Below are 6,825 nucleotides of genomic sequence, written 5' to 3' on the forward strand. Positions count from 1 at the left end.
CCTCCCCCCTTCACGCCTGGCCGGTATTCAACCGGCGCGGCGGTCACGTCACAGGTTTGACGTTGTCGTCCGAGTTGCGGTCGATCCAGCGATTGTAGGGGTCGATCCCCGCAAAGGCCGGCTTCTCGGTCGTGACGAAGCGGAAGACCTGGGTTCCGCTGCGCAGGGGGCGACGCTCCATCAACATGACCGACTTCTGGTCGAACGCGCCCTTACCGGGTTCAGCAGAGAACAGGCCGACGTCGAAGGTCTCGTTCAACGGGGCCTCGGTCTCCTCGCCCTTGCCGTCGGCGTAGAGCTTGCGGGCCTCGACCGTCAGGGCGACGTCCCACTTGCCGTCGGCGCGCTTGGTCGCCGTGACCGACTTGGTCTTCACGTCATACAGGGTGATCTTTTCGAACAGGTCGGTGATCAGTGCCTGCTTGTCCGCCGGCGCCTCGGCGCGGATGGCGTTGATGAGATCCAGCGAGCGCGGATAGGGCGCGGACTTGAAGGCGTACTGCGCCAGCACCCGACGCAGGGCGCGGTTGACCACCTCCTCGCCGATCTGATCGCGCAGCAGATAGAGAACCAGACCGCCCTTCTGATAGTGGATGTACTGCTGGTTCTCGACGCGGATCAGCGGCATCTCCTCCAGCCGTTCCATGCCGCGCGAACGCAGGTAGCGGTCCAGTTCGTACTTGAGGAAGCGACGGATCTTGTCGGGTCCGTACAGCTTCTCCATCACCATCAGCGCCGAGTATTGCGCCAGGGATTCCGACAGCAGGGTCGAACCCTGCTGGTCCGAGCCGATCACCTGGTGCGCCCACCACTGGTGGCCGACCTCGTGAGCGGTGACATAGGTGACGTAGTCGATCTTCTCCTCGTCGCTCAGGTCGGCGATGAAGCCGAGGCCTTCCGAGTAGGGCATGGTGTTGGCGAAGGCCTGGGCGAAGGTCTGGTAGGCCGGGAACTCGATAATCCGGGCCTGACGGAACTGATAGGGGCTGAAAGCCGTGCCGTAGTAATCCAGCGACGCCTTCATCCCGGCCAGCATCCGCGACACGTTCTGCTCGTGACCCTTGTGGTAATAGACGGCCAGTTCGATGGGGCCGTGCTGCTCCTTGGCCACCTGATAGTCGGCGGACTGGACCGAGAAGAAGTTCAGCACCGGCGCCTCGGTGACGAAGCGGGCCGTGCGGCGGCCGTCTTTCGTCACGTCCGACACCTTGTAGCCCGGCGCGATCGGCGTCTGATCGGCCACCGTGGTCACGGTGATGTCGGCGTTGACCCAGCCCGTGCCGATGTAGTTCTGGTTCTGGGCGCTGACGTCCTCCAGCTTGGCCATGCGCAGTTCGGGCGGCAGGCCATGCTTGCGGCGTTTGGCCCGGTCGGACAGCAGGCCGTCGCGGCCCATGCCGATGGTCAGGGCGAACTCGCCGTTGTTGACGAAGGTGCCGTTGTCGACGATCCGGGTCGTGTCGCCGCTGTTCTTGAAGCCGCGCTGCTCCAGCACCGTTTCAAAGGCGATGGTGCGCTTCTCGCCCGGCTGCATCGGCGTGGCGAAGCGATAGATGCGGTACTCGAACTGCGGCCATTCCTTGGCCAGGGTCGCGCCCTGCACATCCAGGCTGGCGATCTTCAGACCGTAGTTCCAGCGCAGGTGAACCTCATTCAGAGGCGCGCCCGTCTGGTTCTGGATGACATAGCTGCCCTTGGTCGTCAGGCGCGGCTGGTGCGGGTAGAGGTCCAGGTCCAGCTTGACGTCGGTGATCTCGGGCTGAGGCGTCTTCTCGTACTTCAGCAGGGTCTTCTCATAGTCCGCCATCAGCTGCTCTTGCTGATTCTGGGTGCGGTACTCGTTCCAGACGTTGGTGTTGATGAAGGCGTAGACACCCAGGGCCACGAAGGCGGTCAGGGCGACGCCGCCGATGACGCCCGCAGGCCCCATCAGGCGACGCGGCAGACGCTTCAGGCGCGGCATGAAGCGCGTCTCCGCCCCGCGACGCCACAGGCCATAGGCGATGACCAGCAGGACGATGGCGAAGGCCGACCAGTAGGCCTGCATCCACGCCGCATAGCCGGCGAACTTGCCCAGGCCGTTCATGTCCGACAGCGGCATGCCCGTCCCTGCGCCATAGCGATAGAGCACGTGGTCGAAGCCCATGTTCGACAGGACGATGGTCGAGATCAGATAGACCACCATGACGGCCCAGCCGACGAACTTGTTCGGCGACAGCGACTGGACGACGATGGCCAGCACCGCCGTCAGCGCAAAGCCGATGGACTGGGGCACGACATACCAGAACAGGTATTTGCCGATCTCGTAGTTGGTGTAGCCCTTGATCGTCTGCACGATCATCCCGGCCAGCGATGCGGCCAGCAGGGTCGAGACCAGCACCAGGATCAGGGCCAGGGTCTTGGGCAACAGGAAGGTCCAGTCGGGCGTGGCCGTGGAATCGATGATCTCATGCGTGCGCCGCTCGCGGTCACGCCAGACCAGTTCGCCGGAATAGTAGATCGAGATGATCATGACGATCAGGCCGAACGAGCCGCCCAGGGTCTCGATCACCACCCGCGTCACCGGCAGGACCGGCGCGCCATATAGCTCTCCCGCGAACAACAGGACGGCGATGCCGAAGGCGAAGCCCAGGGCCAGCATGACGAAGTAGGCCGGGCTCTTGAACACGGCCTTCATCTCGAAGGCGGTGCGCAAGATCAGCTGGGTCCAACCGGCCTTGAAGCCGTAGGAGGGCTGGGCCAGGGGCGCGACCGGCGCCGTCGTGTCGGGCGAGGCTTCGGCCAGGGCCTTCAGCTTTTCCTGCTTGCGCAGCTTCGAACCACGCGGAGACGGATTGTACAGGGGCCAGGCGGCGGCGAGGAAGGCCAGGCTGACGCCGAGCCATAGCAGCTTGTTGCCCAGCAGCAGGCCGGTCAGGGGCGCGTTGATCGTGTTGCGCTCGGCTGCCGTCCAATACTTGGTCGCCAGGCCATAGGCCCCGGCGCCGAACGGCTCCAGCCAGGCAACCAGGGTCTCCAGCTCCGGCTTGGAGCCGAACACCGAAGTCGTGGTCATGTAGAGGATGAAGACCCCGACGACGCCGACATAGGTGGCCATCATCGAGCGCGTGACGGTCGCCAGAGTGAAGAAGACCGCCGAGCTGAACAGCAGGCCCGGCAGGCCCATCACGACGAAACCGTAGAGGTAGTCCAGCGGACGGAACGGCCCGACCGTCTCCTTGTCCACCCAAGGCATCAGCGTGCCGATCAGGATGCCCAGGGCGACCGACAGGAAGGCCAGGGCCACCACGGCGAAGGCGCCGAGGAAGCGACCGTAGAGGTAGTCGAACTTGGACAACCGGCTGGCCTGGATCATGGGGCCGAAGCCGGTCGTGGCGTCACGCACCACGACGTTGGCGACAATGGCCGTCGTCGCCAGCATGAAGAAGAGGTTGAAGGCCAGATGGGCCTGAGCGATCGCATAGGGGGCGTTCTTGAAGACGTTGCCGCCTGTGCCCAGGCTGACGTTCGGACTGGCGACCAGGCCGAAGCTCAGCAGGAAGAAGAGGATGGAGATGACCCAGAAGGCGGGCTGGCGAAGCTGATAGCGGAACTCGAAGGCCGCGACTTTCCCGAACATGATCCGGGCCTCAGGCGGCTTGAGCGACGGCCGGGCGGCGCGAGGCGGCCAGGGTCGAGAAATAGACGTCCTCCAGACCGCCCGAGGCTGGCTCGAAGCCCTCGCCCGGCTGGGCGTCGGCCAGGACGTGGATCACCGTCTGACCCGCGAACAAGCGCGTCGAGATGACCTCGAAACGAGCGCGGTGTTCCGGCAGGGCCTCCTTGGCGATGGCCTTCTTCCACACGCGACCCGACATCTGCTTCATCAGTTCCAGCGGCGCGCCTTCCAGCTGGATCTTGCCGCCCGCCAGCACCGCCATGCGCGGGCACAGGTCGGCCACGTCCTCAACGATGTGGGTGGACAGGATGACCACCACGTTCTCGCCGATCTCGGCCAGCAGGTTGAGGAAGCGGTTGCGCTCCTCCGGGTCCAGGCCCGCGGTCGGCTCATCGACGATGATCAGGCGCGGGTTGCCGATCAGGGCCTGGGCGATGCCGAAACGCTGACGCATGCCGCCGGAGAAACCGGCCAGGGCCTTCTTGCGGACGCTCCACAGATTGACCTGGTTCAGCAGGGCCTCGACCGTCTGCTTGCGGTCCTTGCCGTCGGCTATGCCCTTCAGCACCGCCATGTGGTCCAGCATGTCGTAGGCCGAGACGCGCGGATAGACGCCGAAATCCTGGGGCAGATAGCCGAGCGTGCGGCGCAGCAGCTCGGGCTGGCGGATCACGTCGATGTCGCCGAAGCGGATCTCGCCAGACGTCGGGGTCTGCAGGGTGGCGATGGTGCGCATCAGCGTCGATTTGCCCGCCCCGTTCGGGCCCAGCAGGCCGAACATCCCCGTCGGGATTGTCAGGCTGACGTCGTCCAGGGCCCGTGTTCCGTTGCCGTAGACATGGACAAGATTGTTGATCGTCAGCATGAAGCGCCCCCGCGTGTAAAAGGTGCTTTACGCTGACGGATTCAACGCCCGATCTTCAAGTTACAAATCGGACAGGTTGGCGATCAGAGATCGTCCACACGCTGTTCCGCCGCCTGCACCTCGGCCTTCATCCAGCGAACGAAGGCGCGAGCGGGCTCGGACACGCCGCTGCGGCGGGTCAGGACGTGGTAGGCCATCTCCGTCGCCAGAGCCCCGTCGGCGAAGGGCGACACCAGCCGACCCGACGCCAGATCGTCAGCCACGAAGGCATAGGGCGCCAGGGCCACGCCCTGACCATGGGCGGCGGCCTCGATAGCCAGTGCCGTCTGATCGAAACGCGGCCCCGCCGTGGCGTCGACCTGATCCACGCCCCTCGCCTTCAGCCAGGTCGCCCAGTCAGGGCGCGGTTCTTCCAGTTCGCCGGCGCGCAGGTGGATCAAGACGTGCTGCGCCAGATCGGTCGGACGCTTCAGCGCCCTGGGCCCGGTCAACAGGGCCGGACTGCACACGGGGGTGACATCGGCTGACAGCAGACGCTCGGACCGCACGCCAGAATAATCGCCGCGTCCGTAGCGGACCGCCACGTCCACGCGACCGCCGCCGACGTCGGCCAGCCGCATATCCGCCGACATCCACACCTCGACCTCCGGATGCGCCGCCGCGAAACGGGCGATGCGCGGGGCCAGCCATTTGGTGGCGAAGGACGGCGGGACGCTGACGGCCAGGGCATGACGACGGTCGGGGCGATACAGCAGGTCCCCTGCCCGCTTCAGATAGTCGAAGCCGTCGTGCAGCAGCGGATAGAGCTCGGCGCCCAGGTCGGTCAGGGCGATCTGACGCCCCTCGCGGTGGAACAGGGGCGCGCCCGCGTGTTCCTCAAGAATGCGGATCTGCTGGCTGATGGCGCCGGGCGTGACCGACAGCTCCTCGGCGGCGCGGGTGATGTTCAGGCGCCGCGCGGCGGCCTCGAACGCCTTCAAGGCGTTCAGAGGCGGGATGCGGCTCTCGACGGCGATGTCCTTCTTGCGGCTCATCGGCTCAGCCACTCCGGCGTCGGCAGGCCGCGCGCGGTCAGGAAGGCAGGGTCATAGACCTTGCTGGCGTAGCGCTGCCCGGCATCGCACAGGACGGTGACGATGGTCTTGCCGGGTCCCAGGTCACGCGCCATGCGGATGGCCCCGGCGATGTTGACCCCGCTGGACGGGCCCAGCGACAGGCCCTCGTGCTTCACCAGATCGAACAGGAGGGGCAGGAACTCGGCGTCCTCGATCCGATAGGGATGATCGACCGCCAGCCCCTCCAGATTGCCGGTGATGCGGTTGACGCCGATGCCCTCGGTGATCGAGGAGCCCTCGCCGGCCAACTTGCCCTCGGTGAACCAGCTGTAGAGGGCCGCGCCCGGAACGTCGGCCAGACCGATGGCGATCTCGGGCTTCTGCTCGCGCAGATAGGCGGCGCAACCGGCCAGGGTGCCGCCCGAGCCGACGGCGCAGATGAAGCCGTCGATCTCGCCGTCCGTCTGCTTCCAGATTTCCGGCGCGGTGCCTTCATAGTGGGCTTCGCGATTGGCCAGATTGTCGAACTGATCGGCGTAGAAGGCGCCGTTCGGCTCGCTTTCGTTCAGTTCCTCGGCCAGGCGGCGGGAATAGGCGACGAAGTGGTTGGGGCTGGCGAAGGGCGCCGGATCGACCTCGATCAGACGGGCGCCGTGCAGACGGACCGCCCGTTTCTTCTCGTCCGTCTGGCTGCGCGGCATGACGATGACGACCGGGTGGCCCAGGGCGGCCCCAACCAGGGCCAGACCGATGCCGGTATTGCCCGCCGTGCCCTCGACGATGACGCCGCCGGGCTTCAGCGCGCCGGACGCCCGCGCCTTACGAATAATGCTGAGCGCCGCGCGGTCCTTGATCGAACCGCCCACGTTCATGAACTCGGCCTTGCCGAGGATCTCGCAGCCCGTCATCTCCGACGCGCGCTTGAGGCGCACCAGAGGCGTATTGCCGATCAGGCCGAGAACATCAGGCGCGACGATCATGGAAGTTCCGAACCGTGGAGAAGAGGGCGACCCTCTTAGCCACAGTTCAGAAAATCTAACAACCAGTCGGCACAACTGGAGGAAAGACCTACCTTCCGCTATCCCTCATGGAGTTCGGGCAAGCAGGGGTTTTTAAGAAATGAGAGCAGCAACAGCTATCGGGATAGCGTTAGTGCTAGTTCTGACATTTGTGGGCGGATTTTCCGTTGGGTGGTGACGTGCCCCTGAGAATTTCCTCCACGCGGAGCTAGAGTCCGGCCCTTGAAA

The 6,825-nt window shown here is 65.4% G+C and carries 4 protein-coding genes; all 4 read right to left on the reverse strand.

The features are described 5' to 3' along the window. Positions 1–43: 43 nt before the first annotated feature. Positions 44–3,619 carry an ABC transporter permease/M1 family aminopeptidase gene (locus DXK21_RS08810; RefSeq protein ID WP_114817412.1) on the reverse strand — a complete coding sequence of 1,192 codons (3,576 nt, stop codon included), beginning with the start codon at positions 3,617–3,619 and terminating at the stop codon, positions 44–46. A gap of 10 nt (positions 3,620–3,629) precedes the next feature. Further along, a complete protein-coding gene (locus tag DXK21_RS08815) occupies positions 3,630–4,523 on the reverse strand; it encodes an ABC transporter ATP-binding protein (protein ID WP_114817413.1) in 894 nt (297 codons plus the stop codon). Positions 4,524–4,606: 83 nt separating this feature from the next. Continuing rightward, positions 4,607–5,557: a transcriptional regulator GcvA gene (gcvA, locus tag DXK21_RS08820; protein WP_114817414.1), complete on the reverse strand. Its 951-nt coding sequence runs from the start codon at positions 5,555–5,557 to the stop codon at positions 4,607–4,609. Continuing rightward, positions 5,554–6,558, reverse strand: a complete 1,005-nt coding sequence (locus DXK21_RS08825; protein WP_114817415.1) for a cysteine synthase A — start codon at positions 6,556–6,558, stop codon at positions 5,554–5,556. The genes gcvA and DXK21_RS08825 overlap by 4 nt, the downstream gene beginning before the upstream one ends. Positions 6,559–6,825 lie beyond the last annotated feature (267 nt).

Origin of the sequence: Brevundimonas bullata (assembly GCF_003350205.1) — a bacterium.
Taxonomy (GTDB): Bacteria; Pseudomonadota; Alphaproteobacteria; order Caulobacterales; family Caulobacteraceae; genus Brevundimonas; species Brevundimonas bullata.

Coding starts and splice junctions, on each gene's coding strand:
- DXK21_RS08810 (WP_114817412.1), bottom strand. CDS start 3,619: ATGTTCGGGAAAGTCGCGGCCTTCGAGTTCCGCTATCAGCTTCGCCAG.
- DXK21_RS08815 (WP_114817413.1), bottom strand. CDS start 4,523: ATGCTGACGATCAACAATCTTGTCCATGTCTACGGCAACGGAACACGG.
- gcvA (WP_114817414.1), bottom strand. CDS start 5,557: ATGAGCCGCAAGAAGGACATCGCCGTCGAGAGCCGCATCCCGCCTCTG.
- DXK21_RS08825 (WP_114817415.1), bottom strand. CDS start 6,558: ATGATCGTCGCGCCTGATGTTCTCGGCCTGATCGGCAATACGCCTCTG.